This is a genomic window from Streptomyces sp. NPDC039430 (assembly GCF_055639435.1).
The window spans coordinates 24,388-41,920 of record NZ_JBVKAK010000019.1 but is presented as its reverse complement, the minus strand read 5'-3'; the positions used below and the strand labels follow the sequence as shown (position 1 = coordinate 41,920).

Annotated in this window: 9 protein-coding genes; 4 read left to right on the top strand and 5 right to left on the bottom strand. The window is 69.2% G+C overall.

The window, feature by feature from the left end:
- Positions 1 to 520 precede the first annotated feature (520 nt).
- From ACZ7LS_RS31985 to ACZ7LS_RS31975, 3 genes are read right to left on the bottom strand one after another with little or no spacing between them, the layout of a single operon-like run.
- On the bottom strand, positions 521 to 3,733 hold the full coding sequence (locus tag ACZ7LS_RS31985; RefSeq protein WP_383253854.1) for an AAA family ATPase: 3,213 nt from the start codon (positions 3,731 to 3,733) through the stop codon (positions 521 to 523).
- Complete coding sequence (locus tag ACZ7LS_RS31980) at positions 3,730 to 3,966, bottom strand: AAA family ATPase (protein ID WP_382871391.1); 237 nt, start codon at positions 3,964 to 3,966, stop codon at positions 3,730 to 3,732. The genes ACZ7LS_RS31985 and ACZ7LS_RS31980 overlap by 4 nt, the downstream gene beginning before the upstream one ends.
- The gene (locus ACZ7LS_RS31975) at positions 3,963 to 5,207 is read right to left on the bottom strand and encodes a metallophosphoesterase family protein (RefSeq protein WP_382871394.1); all 1,245 of its coding nucleotides are present in this window, start codon (positions 5,205 to 5,207) and stop codon (positions 3,963 to 3,965) included. The genes ACZ7LS_RS31980 and ACZ7LS_RS31975 overlap by 4 nt, the downstream gene beginning before the upstream one ends.
- A gap of 430 nt (positions 5,208 to 5,637) precedes the next feature.
- Between ACZ7LS_RS31975 and ACZ7LS_RS31970 the strand changes: the two genes are divergently transcribed.
- From ACZ7LS_RS31970 to ACZ7LS_RS31955, 4 genes are read left to right on the top strand one after another with little or no spacing between them, the layout of a single operon-like run.
- Positions 5,638 to 6,465 carry a hypothetical protein gene (locus ACZ7LS_RS31970; RefSeq protein WP_382871398.1) on the top strand — a complete coding sequence of 276 codons (828 nt, stop codon included), beginning with the start codon at positions 5,638 to 5,640 and terminating at the stop codon, positions 6,463 to 6,465.
- 50 nt (positions 6,466 to 6,515) lie between these two features.
- Entirely contained in the window at positions 6,516 to 7,661 is a 1,146-nt protein-coding gene (locus ACZ7LS_RS31965) for a hypothetical protein (RefSeq protein ID WP_385133829.1), read from the top strand.
- Positions 7,658 to 9,160, top strand: a complete 1,503-nt coding sequence (locus ACZ7LS_RS31960) for a hypothetical protein (protein ID WP_385133826.1) — start codon at positions 7,658 to 7,660, stop codon at positions 9,158 to 9,160. Before ACZ7LS_RS31965 ends, ACZ7LS_RS31960 begins: the two co-directional genes overlap by 4 nt.
- A gap of 32 nt (positions 9,161 to 9,192) precedes the next feature.
- Positions 9,193 to 10,521: an AAA domain-containing protein gene (locus ACZ7LS_RS31955; protein ID WP_382871408.1), complete on the top strand. Its 1,329-nt coding sequence runs from the start codon at positions 9,193 to 9,195 to the stop codon at positions 10,519 to 10,521.
- 363 nt (positions 10,522 to 10,884) lie between these two features.
- Here the strand turns inward: ACZ7LS_RS31955 and ACZ7LS_RS31950 are convergent, their stop codons facing one another.
- Positions 10,885 to 12,066 carry a hypothetical protein gene (locus ACZ7LS_RS31950; RefSeq protein ID WP_382871412.1) on the bottom strand — a complete coding sequence of 394 codons (1,182 nt, stop codon included), beginning with the start codon at positions 12,064 to 12,066 and terminating at the stop codon, positions 10,885 to 10,887.
- Positions 12,063 to 17,315 (bottom strand): AAA family ATPase, encoded by a 5,253-nt coding sequence (locus tag ACZ7LS_RS31945; RefSeq protein WP_385133824.1) that lies wholly within the window; start codon positions 17,313 to 17,315, stop codon positions 12,063 to 12,065. Before ACZ7LS_RS31945 ends, ACZ7LS_RS31950 begins: the two co-directional genes overlap by 4 nt.
- Positions 17,316 to 17,533 lie beyond the last annotated feature (218 nt).

The window sequence follows — 17,533 nt, the reverse complement described above, 5'->3', positions numbered from 1 at the left end:
GCAGAAGAGTCATTCATACGGTCTGCTCCTTACATGGATACGAATCGCGGAGATGTTCCAAGTGCCGTGCCTCCTAGGGGCGTTGGCGGTGTCCGCGAAGGACTGGTGCGGGCGATCCCCGGCCGTCGTCAGGATCGTGACGCGGCGTCATGCCAGGGGAGGCGGGCACGGCGAAGCCGGTAGCCCGCGCCGGGGGCGAGCGTCAGCAACTTCGCTGGGAAGGGGGCGTGTTCCTCGACGGCCAGGCTGCTCCAAGGACCACTCTTGCGCCGGGATACTGGGGATGACCCGGCACTGGCCGTCCTGCTGCGGTGCCGTCGGTTGGAAGGCCGCGGTCGGCGCTGAGCTGAGTTCTTGTCAGCGCCGGCCGCAGGCATGCAGGGACGCCCTGTGATGCGCCGGGAAGGAAGTGCCGGGTCCGCCGGTCACTGCAAGGGGGGAGCGGTCGGCGCCCGAAGAGGCTGTTCGGGGACTGGGAGATGGGGCTCCTCGGCGACTGTGGTGGCCGGTTTGGTACTGCTCAGGTGTTTTCCAGCAGGCGCCGGATCCCGTCCTGGATGACCTCGGTGTGTTCTTGCGGTGTGAGCCAGGCGGCCGTGGAGCCCTGGTCGGTCTTGTTGACGAGCAGGACGTCGTCGACGACATCGGCCACCGGGAACAGGTGGCTGATGACGATGACCCTCTTGTCCTGGGCCACGCTGTCGCTCAGGACGGCGAGGGCGTCGCCCAGGCGGGTGTTGTCCAGTGACCCGAAGCCTTCGTCCAGGAACAGGCTTTCCAGCTTGTTGTGGCTGGTGTTGTGGAGTTCGACGAGCGCCAGCGCCAGCGCGAGGGAGGTCTGGAAGGTCTCTCCGCCGGAGAGGGTCTCCGGGTCGCGCGCGTGATTGGTGGCGCGGTCAACGATCTGGAAGTCCTCGGTGAACGCGTAGTCACCCATGGAGATCTGCCGGAGGATCCTGCTGCCGTGCCTGAGCAGCGAATGGGTGCGCTGATCGGTTAGATAGGTGAGGAACCTCCCGTCGGTGAGCTGTTCGCTCACGCTCTTCCACACTGCGGCCTGCCGGTGGGCATCTTTGAGGGCGGTGTCCAGCGCGTCGGCGTAGGGGATTTGGGACCGTGCGGTACTCAGGTCGGTCTTGGCTTGGTCGTGCGCGGCTTCGGCTTGGATTGTCTTGCGGCTGAGCGGGTCGAGAACGGCGGGGGCGAGCAGGTTGCTCTTCTCGGGCACCGAGAAGCCTGGGTCCTGGTCCGTCTCGTCGGCGGTCGCACCGGCTTGGCAGGTGAGCTCCTTCTCGAATGCGCGGACCTCGTCGACGGCGTGCTGCGCGGCCTGCCCGAGCGTGCCGGTCAGACGCTGATGCAGCGAGGCGAGGGCCATGCAGTAGGTGTCGACGGAGGCCAGGTCGCCTGCGTCCGGGACAGGAGGCAGGTCGGGGGATGCCTTGGCATCGAGAAGGCCTGCGGCATCGGTGGCCGTGTCCGCCCAACGCTCCAGCTGCTTGATGAGATTGCGCGCGGGGGTCTCGACCGTGCGCCGACGGCGTGCGTCCAGGGCCTGGAGGTTTTCGCTGTGCAGCGTGAGGGACTGCCGGGCGTCGTCACGCTCCAGTGTCCTCTGCTCGAGTCGTTCGAGCCGCTGGCCTGCTGCCTCCTTAGCGGAGGCGATGTCTTGCAGGGAGGGCAGTTGTGACGGGGAGGACTGGGCGGGGCGGATGGAGGGCGGTAGTTCGCCGACCTCCTTCAGTAGACTCGCCAGCTCGGCCTCGTACTGCAGCCGGGTCTTGTTCAGCCGTTTGCGTTCACGCTGCAAGCGGCCGCGCTGGCGTTTGACCTCGGCCCGGGCCGCCTCATGTTCGGCCTGCGCCGCCCCCAGCTCCGCCTGGGCGCTCGTGTGTGCCGCGAGGGCCTCACCCTCCGCGTCGCGCAGCGGCTGGGCAAGTGCTTTGACCGCACGGGTGATCTCCGCCCGGCCTACTGGTTCGCCCTCGGCAAGGGCATGCACCTGAGCCGTCGCCTGCCCGCCCAGCGCGTTCAGGGCGGTGGCCGGGGCCGGAGCACCGGCCGGGTGCACCGCATCTACGAGCTCTTGCACCTGGAGCAGGGCTGCGTCCAGGCGCTCGCGGGCGGCCAGGTGTCCGCGGCGGTGCTTTTCGACCTTCCGCTCGGTTCCCTTCAGCTGGGCGGCCGCCTCCGCCTTGGCCTCGACCCCCGCTTCAACGGCGTTCGAGCGTGTGGTGACTTTGCGTCTGGCCTGAGTAAGCGCCTTGCCGTCCAACAGCGGTGGGGGAGTGAAGTTGCTCGGGACGGGCCGGGTGCACACTGTGCAGGCGTCCCCGGGCGCCAGACCGGCACCCGCCGCGTGGGCCGCCTCCCGGCGCTGCAGCGCTGCGAGGTCGTCCTGGGCTGCTTCCAAAGCGCCGCGCCGCTTCTTCAGCTCGCTCTCCAGACCGGCGCTGTGGCCGCGCTGTTCCTCCACCGTCTCGAGCGTCGTGCGCTGCGTCTGCAGATGCCCGGCCGCGGCGTTGGCCTCCTGCAGCGCTGCCCGGACGGCCTCCTGGATCTGTTCGGTGTGCGTGCGTGTCTCGCTCACCATGCGCTCGGCCCGGCCGGCGGCCTCGACGAGGGCCGCGTTGCGCTGCTCGTGCTCTTCCAGTTCCTGCCGTCCCCGAGTGTGCTCCTGGTCGTGCTCGTTGTGCTGTTCCTGCTCCTGCTTCAGCCGCTGTTCGACGGCGTCCAGGCCGGCTGCACGCTCCGGCAGGCGGGACAGGACAGCGAACGCGCTGGACAGGGATCGAAGCGTGTCACTGGCCTGTGCAGCCGTATCCAGGGCGCCCTGCGCCGCCTCCAGTTTCGCGGTCAGGTCGCGTCCGGTGGTCTCCTGTTCTGCTGCCTCGGCATCGAGCTCCCTGTTCTTCCGCGCCAGCGCAGCCGTCGTGATGCTCGCATCCGCAACAGCACGCTCACGCAGCAGCCGCGCCGCTTTGTCCACGCCCGTCTTGCGGTGCTGGTGCCCGACGGCCCGGTCCTGGGCCGCGCGCAGCGCATCCAGTCGCTCGCGCCGGCGGGCGGCGATACTCCGGGTGCGTTCCAGGTCCAGCAGCGCCTGGGAAGCGGCAGCATGAGGATCCGGCAGGAGAATCGCGCGGGCCCTGGTTCCCTTGGTGATCTGCGTATTCAGGCGTTCCAACCGCGCGCCGGCCCGCTTGCGTACACGCTCGAGTTCGTTGATGCCGAAGATGTGCCGCAGGATGTCGGCACGGATGGCCCTGGGGGCCTTGATGAGGGTGTCGAACTTCCCCTGGCGCAGCAGGACCGTGCTGACAAAGCCGTCCCAGTCCAGCCCGATGATCCGGGTCACCGCCTGCGTCACCGCGTCCTTGCCGTCGACCTGCAAGTCGGCGCTGTCTTCGGCCAGGGGCTCGAGCACGGCCTGCGGCCCCTTCTTGCCGTCCGCATGCAGGGTGCGGTGCACACTCCACTCGCGGCCGTTCGCCGAGAACTCGAACGCCACGTCCATGCTGGGGCATCCCTTGCCGATCAGCTCGTAGGCGGCCTTGGGGTGCTTGGACCACGAACACGTCCCGTACAGGGCGAAGATGATCGCCTCGAGGATGGTGGACTTGCCCACGCCTGTGTTGCCCAGGATGGCGAGCAGGCGCTTGCCGGTGAAGTCGATGCTGCAGGTGCCGGCGTAGCTGCGCACGCCCGTAAGGGTGAGCCGCAAGGGCTTCACGATGCCTCCATCCCGGTGTCTTCCAGCGCGGTGCGCGGCAGTTCCTCAAAACCCCTGCTGCCCTTCGACCACGGACACGCCCCGTACAGCGCGAAGGCGATCGCATCGAGGACGGCGGACTTGCCCGCGCCGGTATCGCCGACGATGCCAGGCAGATGCTTGCCGGTGACGTCGATGGTGCGGGCGCCGGGGTAGCTGCGCACTTGTGCGAGGGTGAGCCGCAAGGGCCTCATGACGCCTCCTTCCAGGGGTTTTCCAGCGCGGCGCGCAGCTGTTCCTCGGCCGGGACCGGGGTCAGCGTCTCGTCGTCGAGTTCGTTGAGCAGGTGGAGGAATGCGGTGACGGTTGACTCCGCGGCCTCTGCGTCCACTCCCTCACGTGCCAGGTAGGCCCGGAATGCGTCGGGGAGTTCCGGCTCGTCGCCCAGGTCACCGTCCAGGACGGCGTCGGCGGCCGCCTCCCGCGCCGGGGCGGCGTTGATGAGGATCGCGTTCGGGACGATCTCGGCGATCTTCTGGCTGAGGAGCCCGTCGGGCTCCTCGCCGGTGATCACCGGTTTGAGGAAGGTCCCGTCGTACTGGTCGGCCGCGGCCTTCAGCTCTTCGAGGGTCCCGGTGAAGTGGGTCAGCCGCCGACCGCTGGAGAGTCGGCGCGGCAGCACTCGCACCGGCCGCCCCGGGTCGGCGTCTACGATCACGACGCTCTTGGTCTCGTCGGCTTCACCGAAGTCCATGGCAAGCGGACTGCCCGCGTAGCGGGCGGCGAACTTCAGGCCCTCGATGGTCTGCGGGCGGTGGATGTGTCCGAGAGCGGCGTACGAAACCACCGGAAGATCCTCGGGAGGGGTCTCGAAGGCCTCGTCCACGGCCCGTTCGCTCGGGGAGGTCTTGGCGCCTTTGACGAACACATGGGCCGTGAACATCAGGATGTCCCGCTCGGGGTCGTACCCGTCGTGCAAGGCCTCCGTCAGTTCCCCCTGCAGGCCGCGCATCGCCGCGGCGTAGTCGGCGTACGACGTGCCGGAGGTGGAATCGCGCCGCCAGAACCGGTTCGGGTGCACGAACGGCAGGACAGCCAGCCGGATGCGCTGCTCACCACCGCACACCTCGAAGGTCATTACGCCCCCGTCATGCGCCGGGCGGAGCCGATCGACGAAGAACAGGCCCCGGCCGCAGGAGGGACCGCTCATGAAGTGGAGGAACTCCAAGTAGTCGGGGGAGTCGTGGTTGCCGGCCACGACCACGGTGGGGGCGACGGAGGCGAGTTCGCGCAGGGTACGCATGGCGCGGAACATGTCCCGGACGGTGGGACGGGAGGAGTGGAACAGATCGCCGCTGTGAACGATCAGGTCCGGCTTGCTCTCCTGGGCGATGGCCACGATCTCGGCCAGGACGGCGTCGAAGTCCTCTTCGCGCGGATGCCCGTGCAGGATGTGGCCCAAATGCCAGTCGGAGGTGTGGAGCAGTCTGCTCATGCCTTCATGCGCCCTTCTGGAAGCGAGGCGTAGGAGGACACCGGTGGTGCCTCATGAGCCCGGGACTGTACACCCGAAATCCCTGGAGAAAAACTGGAGGTCCCGAGTAGTTGCCGGTGTCCGGCGTGGACGAGTACCTGATCGCTCTCGAGAAGCGCATGCAACAGCTGCAGGAGGCGGTCCGGCAGGCGCTCACGCAACACGATATTTTCCGAGTGCGCTTTCTAGGTGTGAATTTGACATCTGCTCTATGCGTCTGGAGTGTTCTGTGCGGGGTCAGTGACGTCCCGGACGCGGTCCAGCCGACGCCCGCGCCTACGGTCGCCAAGCCTCATCAGGTTGCGCCCGACGCGACCAGATACACCAGACGTCGGTTTTCACAATCCCTGGGGTAAAACTGGGAGATCCGAGTGGCTGCTAGCATGCGGTCATGGACGAGCATCTGGTCGCTCTCGAGAAGCGCATGCAACAGCTGCAGGAGGCGGTCCGGCAGGCGCTCACGCAACACGACAGCGCTCAAGTGGACCTCCTGGGCGAGGAGTTGGCGCGCACTCGAGGTGCCTGGAACGTGCTGTGCGGGCTCAGTGATGTCGCGGACACGGCCCAGCCGGAGGTCCGGCCGGAGCCCGTGCTGGCAGTCGTCGAGCCGAACCAGGGGGTGCCCGTACGCGACCAGGTCCACCAGGCGCTGGCCCTCCTCACCGTCCCCGCCTCGCCCAAGCTGCTCAGCCAGGTCCACCAGGCGTTCTTCTCCAGCCCGCTGAACACGGCACGCATGACCACCCTGCGCCGCGACGAGGAACGCTCCTTCCGCTCCGCCCCCTACGGTCGCGCCTACTACATCTGCCCCGCACTGACCTCCGATCTGCTCTCACCGGCCCGCGCGCTGCTCGCCCTGAGCACCTGGTCACTGGAGCAGCGCCTGGTGGGACCGCTCACCCAGCGCGTCCACTTCCTCACCTCGGCCCTGCGGCTTGCGGACGCCGCCGAACACCTCGCCGGCGACACCGGGATGCCGCAGCCCGTCCAGCAGCTCCTGCTGCACTACAGCCGCAACATCCACGGCGACACCCCCCGGGGCCCGCTCGAACTGGACGCGCTGCGCCAGGCCGCCGCAGCGGAACTCGAGATCCACGCCGACGACGACGCCGACACCCGCGCCGAAGCGGCCCGGCGCGCACGTCAGCAACTCGGCGACGTGGAGCAGATCTTCGGCAATATCCTGCGCAACACCGCCCGCCTGCACCGTACTTCGTAAACCCACCCCCGCAACCAGCACGGCTGTGCCCTGTCCCGCCAAGGAAAACAGTGAGCTCGCTCGACGCACGACTGGACGTACTACGCGGAACCACCCCGCCCATCCCGCACAACGCACGCACACTGGCAGCGCTGACCGCCAACCCGAGCTGCGACCGCCGCTCCCTGCTGGACGCGGCCGGCATCGACAAAGACGTCCTCGCCGCCCATCTGGACCTCCCGCGGCCGCTGAGAAAATCCCAGCTCGCCCTCGACTACGGCATCGCCTTCGAACGCAAGGTCACCGCCCAAGCCGGAGCCCCCCTGGTGCCGCTGCTCCGCCAAGCCCTGGGCCTGACCCTGCCGGAGGTGTACTACGAGGACGTCAACAGCGTCGGCAGTGATGACGACAAGTCCCCCCTGGCGCTGCGCCGCGCCCACACCCGCTCCCGCATTCTCAGCGCAGCACACCGCAGGCCAAGCCAGCCCCGCACCCTGCTCGACCACCCCGTACTGCGTCTGACCGTCGCCGGCCACCAGGTCTACCTCGAGCCCGACATCATCGCCTTCCAGCGCGACGGCGTCTTCCACGTCGTCGAGATCAAATCCTTCCCCGTCATCCACGGGCAGCCCGACCCCATCAAGGCCACCGCAGCGCTGACCCAGGCCGCCGCCTACGTCCTGGCCCTACGGGAACTCCTTACCGGCGACGGCCTCCCGCCAGACCGCGTCTCCGACACCGTGATCCTGGTCAACCCGCGCAACTTCACCCGCCACCCCACCGCCACGCCCTTCAACGCCCACAAGCAGATCAAGAACCTGAGCCGCCACCTCGGCAGACTGAGGCGCCTTCCCGAACTGCTGGACAAGCTTCCCCTCAACACCACCTTCGACCTGGCGCCCGGCCCCGACCAGAGACCGACCCGGCCCCGCGGTGATCTCGTTGCCGCACTCGCCACCGTGCGGCCGTACTACACCCCCGGCTGCCGCCACCACTGCGACCTGGCCTTTCACTGCCGCACCGAGGCCCACAACCAGGGCAGGACTGCGGCTCTGGGCACCGCAGTCCGCGACGACCTCGCGGGAATCGACACCATCGCCACCGCCCTGGCCCTCACCGACGGGCACCTGCACCCGTCACGGGACCAGAAAGTCCTCGCCCAGGCCCTGCGCCACGCACAGCGCATCCACGCAGGCCTCCAGACGGACACCGCATGATCCGGCTCACCTCACTCCTGCGGATGCGCGCTGCCCACACCGGCAACGCCCAGCGCGCCGGCCAACTGCGCCACCTCCACCTCAGCGACCAGCCGCTGATGCTGCTGGCGCTGAAGCAAACCGGCCCCGCCGCACGACCGCTGGCCATCATGCTGGGCACCGACCCGCACCGCCCCCGACTCCTGCTCGCGCCGCCCTCAGGCAGCACCGCCCCCATGCTCGTCACCCTGGCAGACACCGTCACCGCATACATCGACGACTGCCAGCGGCACAGCGAGCACCTGCCCGCCACCTCCAACAAGCCGGCACGTCGGCGCTACACCGACGCCCCCCAGATCCTCGTCCCCAACCCCCAGACCGTGCAGCACCTGAAAGACCTCGGAGACTCCCTGAGGTTCCGCAGCGCCGACGACCAGAGTCCCGACTCAAGAGCCGTCCAGCGCCTGGGACACTGGCTCACCTATCTCACCGACCGCGCCGACCTCCCCGGCTCAGCCGCCCTCATCCCCATGACCAGCTTCCTCGGCATGCACTGGGTCAGTGGCCAAAGCCCCCCGGAGGACGAGGACCTGGCCACCCTGCTGGCCTGGATCGACCCGCCCCGCCACGCAGCCTCGGGACGCGACGCCGCACACACGGCAGAAGACCCGGCCACCCACCGTATGGCGGGACCAACCACCGACGCCGCCTTCGACAACGACCACCTGGCGCCCCTGTTCGACGCCTACGCCCGCGCCCGGCGCCGGGCCCTGGGCCAGGAGCAGACCCGCACCCTGCAAGAACTCAACCGCCTGCTGGCCACCTACCTGCAGCCCACCTGGGACCTCATGTGGCAGGCCTACACGCTCCTGCAAGCCCTCCCCGAAACCAAGGGCACCGCACGCCGCTGGGACCATGAACGCACCGCATTCACCGACGAATGCCTCTACCTGGCCCAGGACGGACGCCCCCGGCCGGCCCGCGACCACGCCGTCGCCGCCGCCGTCCGCCTGGCCCGCATGGAACACTCAGCCGCCGCCTTCGCCGCCGAACGCGCCGCCGACGACCCCTTCGTACGGGCAGAACTGCGCACCACCGGCGAAGCCTTCGGCGGTCCCGTCACCACCATCGACCCGGAGCACACCCTGCGCGGACCCAGCGGACGAGCACGATGGCGGCCCCGGCTCACCGTGTCCACCCCGGACCCCGTGCCCATGGAACCCGGCCAACTCCTGGCCTGCCACGCCCACCGCAACGCCCGCTACAAGATCTGCCAGGTCACTCCGGCCGACGGCGACACCCTCGTCGAACTCGAGATCACCGCAGGTATGGGCACCATGACCCGCCCCAACCACGCTGTCCTGCCCGAAGCAGGCGCCTTCCTCGTGTTCACCATCGCACCCGATTACTACCGGATGCCGGAATTCCCCGCGCGAGACCAGACACCCTGGACCCACGGCGGGCCTCCTGCCGACCATCCCGACGACAGCGACCAGGGCGAAGGCGAGGAAGAACAGTGACACCGCCCCACCGGCCATCGCCGCAGCAGCAGATGGACACGGCCGCCCGCGCCATCCTGCAGCAACTGCCCACGCTCACTCACCGCGGACTCGTCGTGGACTCCCCGCCCGGCGCCGGAAAATCCACCCTGGTCGCCCAGGCCGCCGACGCCCTCGCGCAGTCCAGCGCCCCCTGTGTCGTCATCGCCCAGACCAACAGCCAGGTCGACCACCTCGTGCGTCGATTCGCCCGGCACCACCCGCACCTGCGAACCGCCCGGCTCATCGCAACGGACCACACAGTTCCGCACGACCTGCAGGCACATCCTGGCATCCGGATCGGCACCCGCATCGAAGTCCTCGAAAAGACGGCCGACGTCATCGTGGGAACCGCCATGAAATGGGCCACGGTCACCGACCGCCGATGGCCATGGGCGATCATCGACGAGGCCTACCAGATGCGCTCCGACACGCTTCTGTGGACCGCCGGCATCTTCGACCGGGCCCTCTTCGTCGGAGATCCCGGCCAACTCGACCCCTTCTCCGAGGTCGAAACCGACCGCTTCCATGGCTTGGCCCACGACCCTTTGAACAGCGCGGTCGCTGTTCTGCTCGCCAACAACCGCAACCTGCCCGTCCACTCCCTGCCCGTGTCCTGGCGCCTGCCGCCCTCAGCCGTCCCCCTGATCAGCAATGCCTTCTACCCCTCCACGCCCTTCCACGCCGGAAGCCGTGAAGCCGACCGCAGCCTCACGTTCTCCCCCCTCGACATCCGCACCCCCACAGACGAGGTCATCGAACACGCTGCCCGAACCGGATGGGCACTGTTCGAACTACCGGCTCGCATCACCGGCCAGCACGACGCCGAAGCCTTCCACGCCGTCCTCGGCATCGCCGAGCGGCTGCTGACCCGGCGCGCCATCACCACCTGCGAGGAAAACCCTGAAGGCCACGTCCTGCTGCCCGGTGACATCGCCATCGGTACCGCCCACCGCAGCCAGGCCCACGACATCCGCGCGCTCCTGGCCCGCGAGTACCCCCAACGGCACGGCATCACCGTCGACACCGCCAACCGACTCCAAGGCTGCGAATTCCGTGTCACCATCGTCCTACACCCCCTCTCCGGCCGCGGCGACGCCTCCGGCTTCCACCTGGAAGCCGGCCGCCTGTGCGTCCTCACCTCACGACACCGCCACGCCTGCATCGTCGTCGCCCGCGCCGGCATCGCCGAACTCCTCGACGCCCACCCCTCCAACGACCCCGTACACCCCGGAGCCACCTCCAAGGTTGCCGACGGCTGGGAGGCCAACCACGCAGTCCTCGCCGACCTGACCGAACACACCATCCGCGCCGGGGCACGGCTCGGCCGCCGACGCGGATGAGCAGCACCCGCCCGCAACAGGGCAGCCCCACAGGTTCCCCCTGCGCCGCAGAACTCACAGGTGCGCTCCGCCTCCTCCTCAGCGGTGGCGATCAGGCTCCTCAGGGCTTCGCCGCTGCCCGGTGGCCCTTCCACGTAGACGCGCAGGCCGCCGAGTTTCTCTTTGAGATCGAGGAGGCGGTAGCCGGGAAAGGCCGCACGGATCTGTTCATGCAGACGCTCCAGCAGCCCCCGCCAGCCCGGCCCCACTGCATGGATCCGCGCGGGGATCTGTAGCGGGTGGGGGCCAGAGGCGGGGGTCGTCAGTCATTGCCTCATTCTCGCGCACGGCGTGTTCCTGCAGGCCTCGGCCCACGCGGTGCTCTCAGTCCCCGTCGTCGTGGGTGCCGTCGTCTTCGGCTGCTGACATGTGGTGGATGCTGACGCCTGTTCGGCAGCGGGAGGCACTGATCATGTCGTGCAGGCGGGTGAACAGGTCAGGACGGATGAGCAGGTCCGCTCCTGAGACAGCGGGCAGGAGAGGTTCATAGTTTCCGTCGTGGACGAGGTGACCGTGCCACTGACGACAGATCAGTGCTTCACCGGCGGTGTCGCTGAGGCTGAACCCGCAGATGCTGTTCGTGGGTTCAAGGTCGAGTGCGGCCACGACGCTGGCGGCGGGGGCAAGTATGTAAGGAGGCAGTCCGAGGCCGCTTCGGCAGCGGGGCGCGTCGACCATGCTGGTGCTGCCGGCGGCGGTGAGCGCCATGAGTGCCTGGTCCGCGGCGCTGATGTGCGCGGCTGCCGACTCGGCCTGCGGGAAGCCGAGTCCCAGCCGCCGCCACGGGCGGGTCCACAACTGCCGGGGGGCCTGGGAGACGGGCAGCGTGCCGGACGGTGGATCACCGTTGAGGGCCTCCAGGCCGACGACGATCTGCAGTTGGCGGGCGGGCCGATCCGGATGGCGGCGTGCAGGGGTGCGCTGCCGCTCGAAGAGACCGATCTGTACCCAGCCCGCATGAGGGCCGTCGTCCACGCGAGCAAGGGCTGCGGCGCCGCCCGGCAGGAAGCGCAGGCCCATGACCGAAGCGAAGCCGGGCGTCGGCCACGGCTTGTCCGCTTGATGGCTGTCGCTGAACCAGGGCGCTGGATCGAGCGAGCACACCAGCACCTCGGGACGGGTCAGGGGGCGGGGAACGCGGGCGAGTTCGGCCCGCAGGGCGGCCCGGGGGTCGTCGCGCAGCCGCGCGGCCGCGTGACGTTCGAAGTTTTGGGCATTGCCGAGGTGTCCGGCTTGGGCGAGTGCGGCGCGCAGGCCGGCGGCGGCGTGCTGCAGAGCGTCTTCGACGGCGGCATGGTCGGCGAGGTAGGCATCGGGAAGCTGGCTGCGGTGTCCATTGGTCAGCAGGTTCAGCTGAGTGCCCATCAGCGTTTCGACCTCGGGGAAGGCATCGGCTACGAGGTCGATGACGGTTTCACGAAGCCCGGGTGGGTTGCCGGCGGCATCGAGGCGATCCCCCAGATAGCTGTCGACGAGGCCGGCCGCATATCGCCGCGCGTCGTTCATGCCCTCTCCTCGGGGTCGGACAGGGCGGCAACGGCGCGTACGAGTGCCGGATGGGCCGCAGTCGCCGGCGGGGAGGGCGGCTGGTGGCCGGCGCGCGCCAGGACGGCGGAGGCCTCGGCGCGGACGGACAGCATGTCACTGCCGCACAGTGTCACGAGCCGGTCGAGGATGGCAGCATCCAGGGGCCCGTCAGACAGATGGCTGTGCAGGACGGTCAGGAGCCAGGTCAGGGGGCTGGCACCGAGGCTGAAGGAGAGGACGTGTGCGAGTGCGGCCTGGGCCGGGCCGGGGCGGCCGGCCAGGAGAACCGTCGCTGCGATCAGGGCGCGGCGTTTGTCGCCGCGTTCGGGCAGGGCGAGCGTGGCCAACGCAAGCCGGCACAGCGCCGTGTCGATGTCATGCTGGGTCGTCTGCTCGGGCACCGGGAGGTAGGCGCCGTGGTCGAGGCGGGCGCGGCCCGGCAGGCGGTGGGCGATGACCTCGTACGCCGCGTCCCAGCAGGCGAGGGCGCTGGCAGCCGGGGGCGAAGCGTGCGGGGGCAGAACGGCGAAGGCCGAGACCAGGGCCTGACTGACGCCGATCGTGCGGTGGTAAGACCCCTCGGCGACGGCGTGGACCACTTGATCTGCGAGGTCGTGGACTGCGGTGGCGGCATCCGCGGTATGCGCCTGCTGCCACAACTCCAGCCGGTCACTACCGGCAAAGGAGCGCCAGCCACCGCCGCCCCGGATCTTGGTGTAGGCGAGCATGCCCGCCGTGGCGGCGAGTGGACCGAAGACGGCGGGGGCGATGTCCTGACGCAGGCTAAGCCCGGCGGCCACATCGGCGAGTACCTCCAAGGGGCCGGAAGCGTTCATCTCGTCGGCGATCCGATACAACAACTGGGCGGCTGCATCTGCTCCCTGGCAGTCGAGGATCTCCAGAAGCCGCCAGCCGACCGCATTGGCCAGGGCGTCTATCGACCACCGCGGGCCCAAGGGGGCGTCGTATGCCTTGCTGCTGCGGTCGCGGACTGCGGCAAGTACGCCGGCGGCACCTTCCGGCAGCGTCGGCCGCTGCTGGGCGTGCAGATAGGCGCCTGTGGTGGGGCGCTTTTCGGAACCCGACCAGTTGCGGGAATTGTTGGTGGGCACGGGACGGGGCGTCCAGGGCGGGCCGCCTTCGCCGCCACAGCGCTGTGCCGCCGTGCGCAGCGCAGTGGTCGGCTCGGCTCCGGCATTTTGCGACACGGCGAACAGGGTCTGGTCGTCGTAGGTAGAAGTGATCGCGTTGGCCAACACCGGCAGGAGACGCAGTGTGTGTGCCGCGTCGTCGGCGGGCAGGTCGGCGAGCCGCGTGAGCAGGGCGATGTCCTGGTCGATGCTGCGGCCGCCGGGCCCTGCCGCGATGCGGAGCGCGGCCAGGACGACGGGATCGGCCTTGTCCGCCTGGGTGGCCAGCAGTTGGTGGTGGACCGCGTCCACCCGGCCATCGGGGAGTCCGGGCTCGGTCAGCAGCACCTGGGCGCCCAACTGCGCGGCAGCCTGCGGATCCAGGCGCGTCAGCAAGCGCCACCACTCGGCAGGCGTTCCCGCCGTCCCCCGCCCGTCGGTACGGTCCGCGACGAGATAGACAAGAGGCTGCGTACGCGCCAGCCGCACACGCGCCTGGGCGGGATCGGCTTGCACCAGCTGGGGCAACGGATCGAGAAGCTCCTCGATCGTGATGTCCTTGTGGCTGCCGTAGGCGCCCAGGTCGCGGGCGGCGCGTTCCCAGCAGCGTTGCGCCTCGTGCGGGTCGTCGCAGGCGAGACTCACGCGGGCCATCTCAAGCTCGAAGTCGGCGTCCTCCGCGTACAGCGCACGGTGCTCGGCTTGCGCCGTGCGCAGCGTGCCCATGAGCTCGCGCACGACGTCGGCCCCGGCCTGGCCGACGCTTGCCGTGAGCAGGGACAGCAGCTCCGTGGTGACCAGAGGTCCGGTTCCGGCCATGCCCATGAGAGAGGTGGTGGTGCCGCGGCTGACGGTCTGCAGGGAGGTGATGCCCAGCGCGACGTCGTTGCCCCGCAGCAGGGCGACGCCGTCGTGCAGCACTTGCCGCACCTGCCGGTGGATGTCCGCAAGATCGCAGGCCCGCGGCCGGCCCGTGAACGCGTGTGCGTGCTGGGCCATTTGCTCGAGTGCCACCCGCACGGTGGCGGACGCGGTTTCGGCCGGGAGGGCGCCCGCCCCGACATCACGGTGCAGGCCGACAGTGGCGAGAGTGAAGCGCAGCCAGGCACGGTAGAAACCTTCGCCGTCCAGAAGGGGGAGCAGCCGGATGGGCGCCTGCGGATCGGCTGCGTGCGCCACCGTGAGCAGTGCCAGCCACCTGCTCACCGGCTCCGACAGGCCGCTGGCACGGTCGGTCAGCACCTCGCGAGTTGCCTCAGTGAGAACAGCGCTGATGTCTCCGGAAAAGACCTCCTCGGCCAGGTCCGCCGCTGCCAGACCATGACGGAGCAGACGCCGCGGGTCGCACGGGCCGCTCGCCCAGGCCGCCGTGGCCAGCGTGCGCGCCGACGGCAGTTCGCCGCCGGCGCTGTCGCGGGCATCGGCCAGATACAGCAGAAGTGCGGTGCGCCGGTCGGAACGGTCGATGAGCTCGACGCTCTCCACCAGCGGAACGAAACCGAGACAGTCCAGCAGCACATCGAGCGCAGGCTCGAACTGCGGCGGGTTCTCCTGGTCAAGGAATTCAGCCACCCGCCGCGCGAGCGGCAGTTCGGGGGCAGAGCGGTCGGTATCGCGGTCCGGCAGCCGGATCCGTCCGCGCAACTCCGCAAGGAAGACGGACTCGTCGCTGTCGGAACCGTAGTGGCCACGCTCATCCTTGCGTGCCTCGTCCCAGGCCGTCAGGTACGCCTCCCATGGGGCGGCGTAACCTGCCCGGTCGACCGCCGCACACAGCTGCAAGCCCCACCGCGCTGCCATCGTGGGCACACCCTCGTACATCAGGCTTGCCGCCACGCGGTCGGCTCCCGACAGCGCCACCAGCACATTCGCATACGGCACCAGGGAGCCCGGCAGGCCCTCGTCCTCGTAGGTCGCCCGCGCCCGGGTCAGTTCGATACAACGCACCAGCGTGGGCCAGTCGTTGCGGGCCGCCGCCCGCCGTGCGGCCACGGTCAGGGTGTGGACGACGGCCTGCGGGGGCTGCAGCCCGGCAATTGCGCGGGAGAGGAAATCGGGCCCGATCAGCAGAGCGAGTTCGTCGTCGCGGCCCAGAGCGGACAGAAGTTCAGGCAGGTGCCGGAAGGCGCGAGGGTCCGTGAAGAACCCCCGCTCGGAGAGCCACTCGGCAGCCCGGACCCGTACCTGGTCGACCCACCCGTGATCACCATCGATCCGCCGGATGAAGCGGCTGAAACTCTCATGATGGATCTTCAGTCCGCCGATGCCCAGCTGCTGCACGACGATCGGTGCCACGCTGGTCAGCGCGGCACCGAGTTGCATTCCGGGCAGCGGGAAAATTTCCTCGAGCTCCGATGCGGTCACAGCGAAGTCGCAGACCGCGAGCATGCTGACAGCAGAACGCTGCCCGGGGGTCAGCCCCGCCAGCAGATAGGCGTAGTAGTCGTCGAGGTCGTGCGCCGACGACGGCACCGTCCTCAACCTCTCCAGAGGATTGCCGGCACCATCCGGCGCCGGCGTCGCTGCCAGGCCCGGGGCAGGGCCAACGGCCTGCCGGCACAAATACGTGGCGTACAGGACGTTGCCTCGAGAGCGCTCCTCAATCAGTGCGACCGCGGCCTCCGCCCGCGCAGCGGGATCGAGCCCCTCACCGGCAGGGGAGGACGCCAGGGCCGTCAACACGCCCAGACGGTCCGCCAGAGCATGCAGTTCGGCGCGGTTGAGCGGGGCAACGGTGAGACGGGAGGCACCGGCGTCGACGGCCTCGAGGTGAGGGCCGGGCTGACTGGCCAGGACAAGCACGACACCAGGCGGCAGTTCCAGGGCGGAGAGGTCCGCGACCAGAGAGGCCGCCGGGTCCACCCGCGGACGAAAGGCGCTGCCGGTGGTGGATCCAAGAACCCGGCTGACATGGTCGATACCGTCCACGATCAGCGCGATCGGCCGGTCCGGTGCCAGACCGCGCGCGGCAGTGACTGCGGCCGTGAGCGTCTCCGGCGTAGCCGCGTAGCGTGGCCTGATCTGCGCCAGCGCCTCCGGAACGGCCGTCCCCAGCTGCTTCAGCAGGCTGCCGATCACGACCTCGGTCAGCACACGCTGCTCACGGTCGATGTCCGCAGCGCCGAGCCAGCAGTGATGCCTCACCGCCAGCCATGTCTCCCGCAGCGCATCCCCGAGCTGCTCACACAACCACGACTTGCCGATGCCGGGAGCACCTGTAACCACCACGACACCCCCCTGCTGAGCAGCGTCCTTCACGGCCGCGACCACACCCGTGAGCACCGTAGGACGTCTCACCTCGGTGGCACGGTCCACGGGGTGCCCCTCACGGACCGATCCGAAGTCGACTTCCAGACCCAGACGAGGAAGCAGGTCCTCGACCATCACGGTCCCCGCCCGGCTGCGCGCCGCTTTGGCCGCCTCGATCAGGGCCAGCGCCACCTCCTCGGGCGTGCGGTGCCGGTTCGGCGGCCGTCCGGCACCGAGTTCTTCGGTGATGCGGTGCAGCAAGGCCGCCTCGGCTGGCCCGGGCTCGCGAATGTTGAGCGAACACGCCGGAAGATCCGTGTCGACGACCAGGGATGCGCAAGCGCGGTTGAGCAGGTCATCACTGACCTGGGCGAGCATCTCCTTCCACGGAGCGTGTGCACGCAGCGCAGCGGCGTCGAAACGGAACCGTTTGCTGCTCAAGCCGTGCAGTGCAGGCCCGGGATCGATGCTCGCGTGGATCGGGCGCAGCACCCGGGTCAGCTCGGGATCCTCCGGCTCCGTGTCGCGCACCACGAGGCGGTGCGAGGCGCCCGGATCCGAGGTGAAGTCGTGGTCCATGGAGGAGAAGAGCAGATCCAGGCGTAGGCCTCGCTTGTCCTTCGTGAAACTCTCCAGCGACAACGCGCGGTCGTGATCCGTGTGCTTGATCTGCAGCCGCTCGCGGCTGCCGGTGCCCCACTCGCACGTGATGTCATCGAATCGGTCCCCGGTAAACATCTTCGTGTCGACCAGCAGGGAATTCGAACGTCCCACCGCAAGGTCCACCAGGCGCAGCGCGGTGAGCAGGTCCTGGTAGGCGTAGCCAAGGTGTGTCGGGCGCAGCCCCATGCTCACCTCCAGCGTGCCTTGCTCACTTGGCACCCCCCATGGTGCGCGTCGCGGTCACCCTAACCTCCCTGACGTACCGGGACGGAACGGAAACCCAGGGGGAGATCGTGTGTGCGAGATCCAGCTGGCCCGAGAACACCTGGAAGGTTGGGCACCAGCAGCGGCTCTCGCACGCGAGATCGACGGCGACGGCCGCACTTACCTGGTCGTCGACGGCT

Excerpts from the sequence above, each read along its gene's own strand:
- ACZ7LS_RS31980 (WP_382871391.1), bottom strand. The coding sequence starts at position 3,966 with ATGAGGCCCTTGCGGCTCACCCTCGCACAAGTGCGCAGCTACCCCGGC.
- ACZ7LS_RS31975 (WP_382871394.1), bottom strand. The coding sequence starts at position 5,207 with ATGAGCAGACTGCTCCACACCTCCGACTGGCATTTGGGCCACATCCTG.
- ACZ7LS_RS31970 (WP_382871398.1), top strand. The coding sequence starts at position 5,638 with ATGGACGAGCATCTGGTCGCTCTCGAGAAGCGCATGCAACAGCTGCAG.
- ACZ7LS_RS31960 (WP_385133826.1), top strand. The coding sequence starts at position 7,658 with ATGATCCGGCTCACCTCACTCCTGCGGATGCGCGCTGCCCACACCGGC.
- ACZ7LS_RS31955 (WP_382871408.1), top strand. The coding sequence starts at position 9,193 with ATGGACACGGCCGCCCGCGCCATCCTGCAGCAACTGCCCACGCTCACT.
- ACZ7LS_RS31950 (WP_382871412.1), bottom strand. The coding sequence starts at position 12,066 with ATGAACGACGCGCGGCGATATGCGGCCGGCCTCGTCGACAGCTATCTG.
- ACZ7LS_RS31945 (WP_385133824.1), bottom strand. The coding sequence starts at position 17,315 with ATGGGGCTGCGCCCGACACACCTTGGCTACGCCTACCAGGACCTGCTC.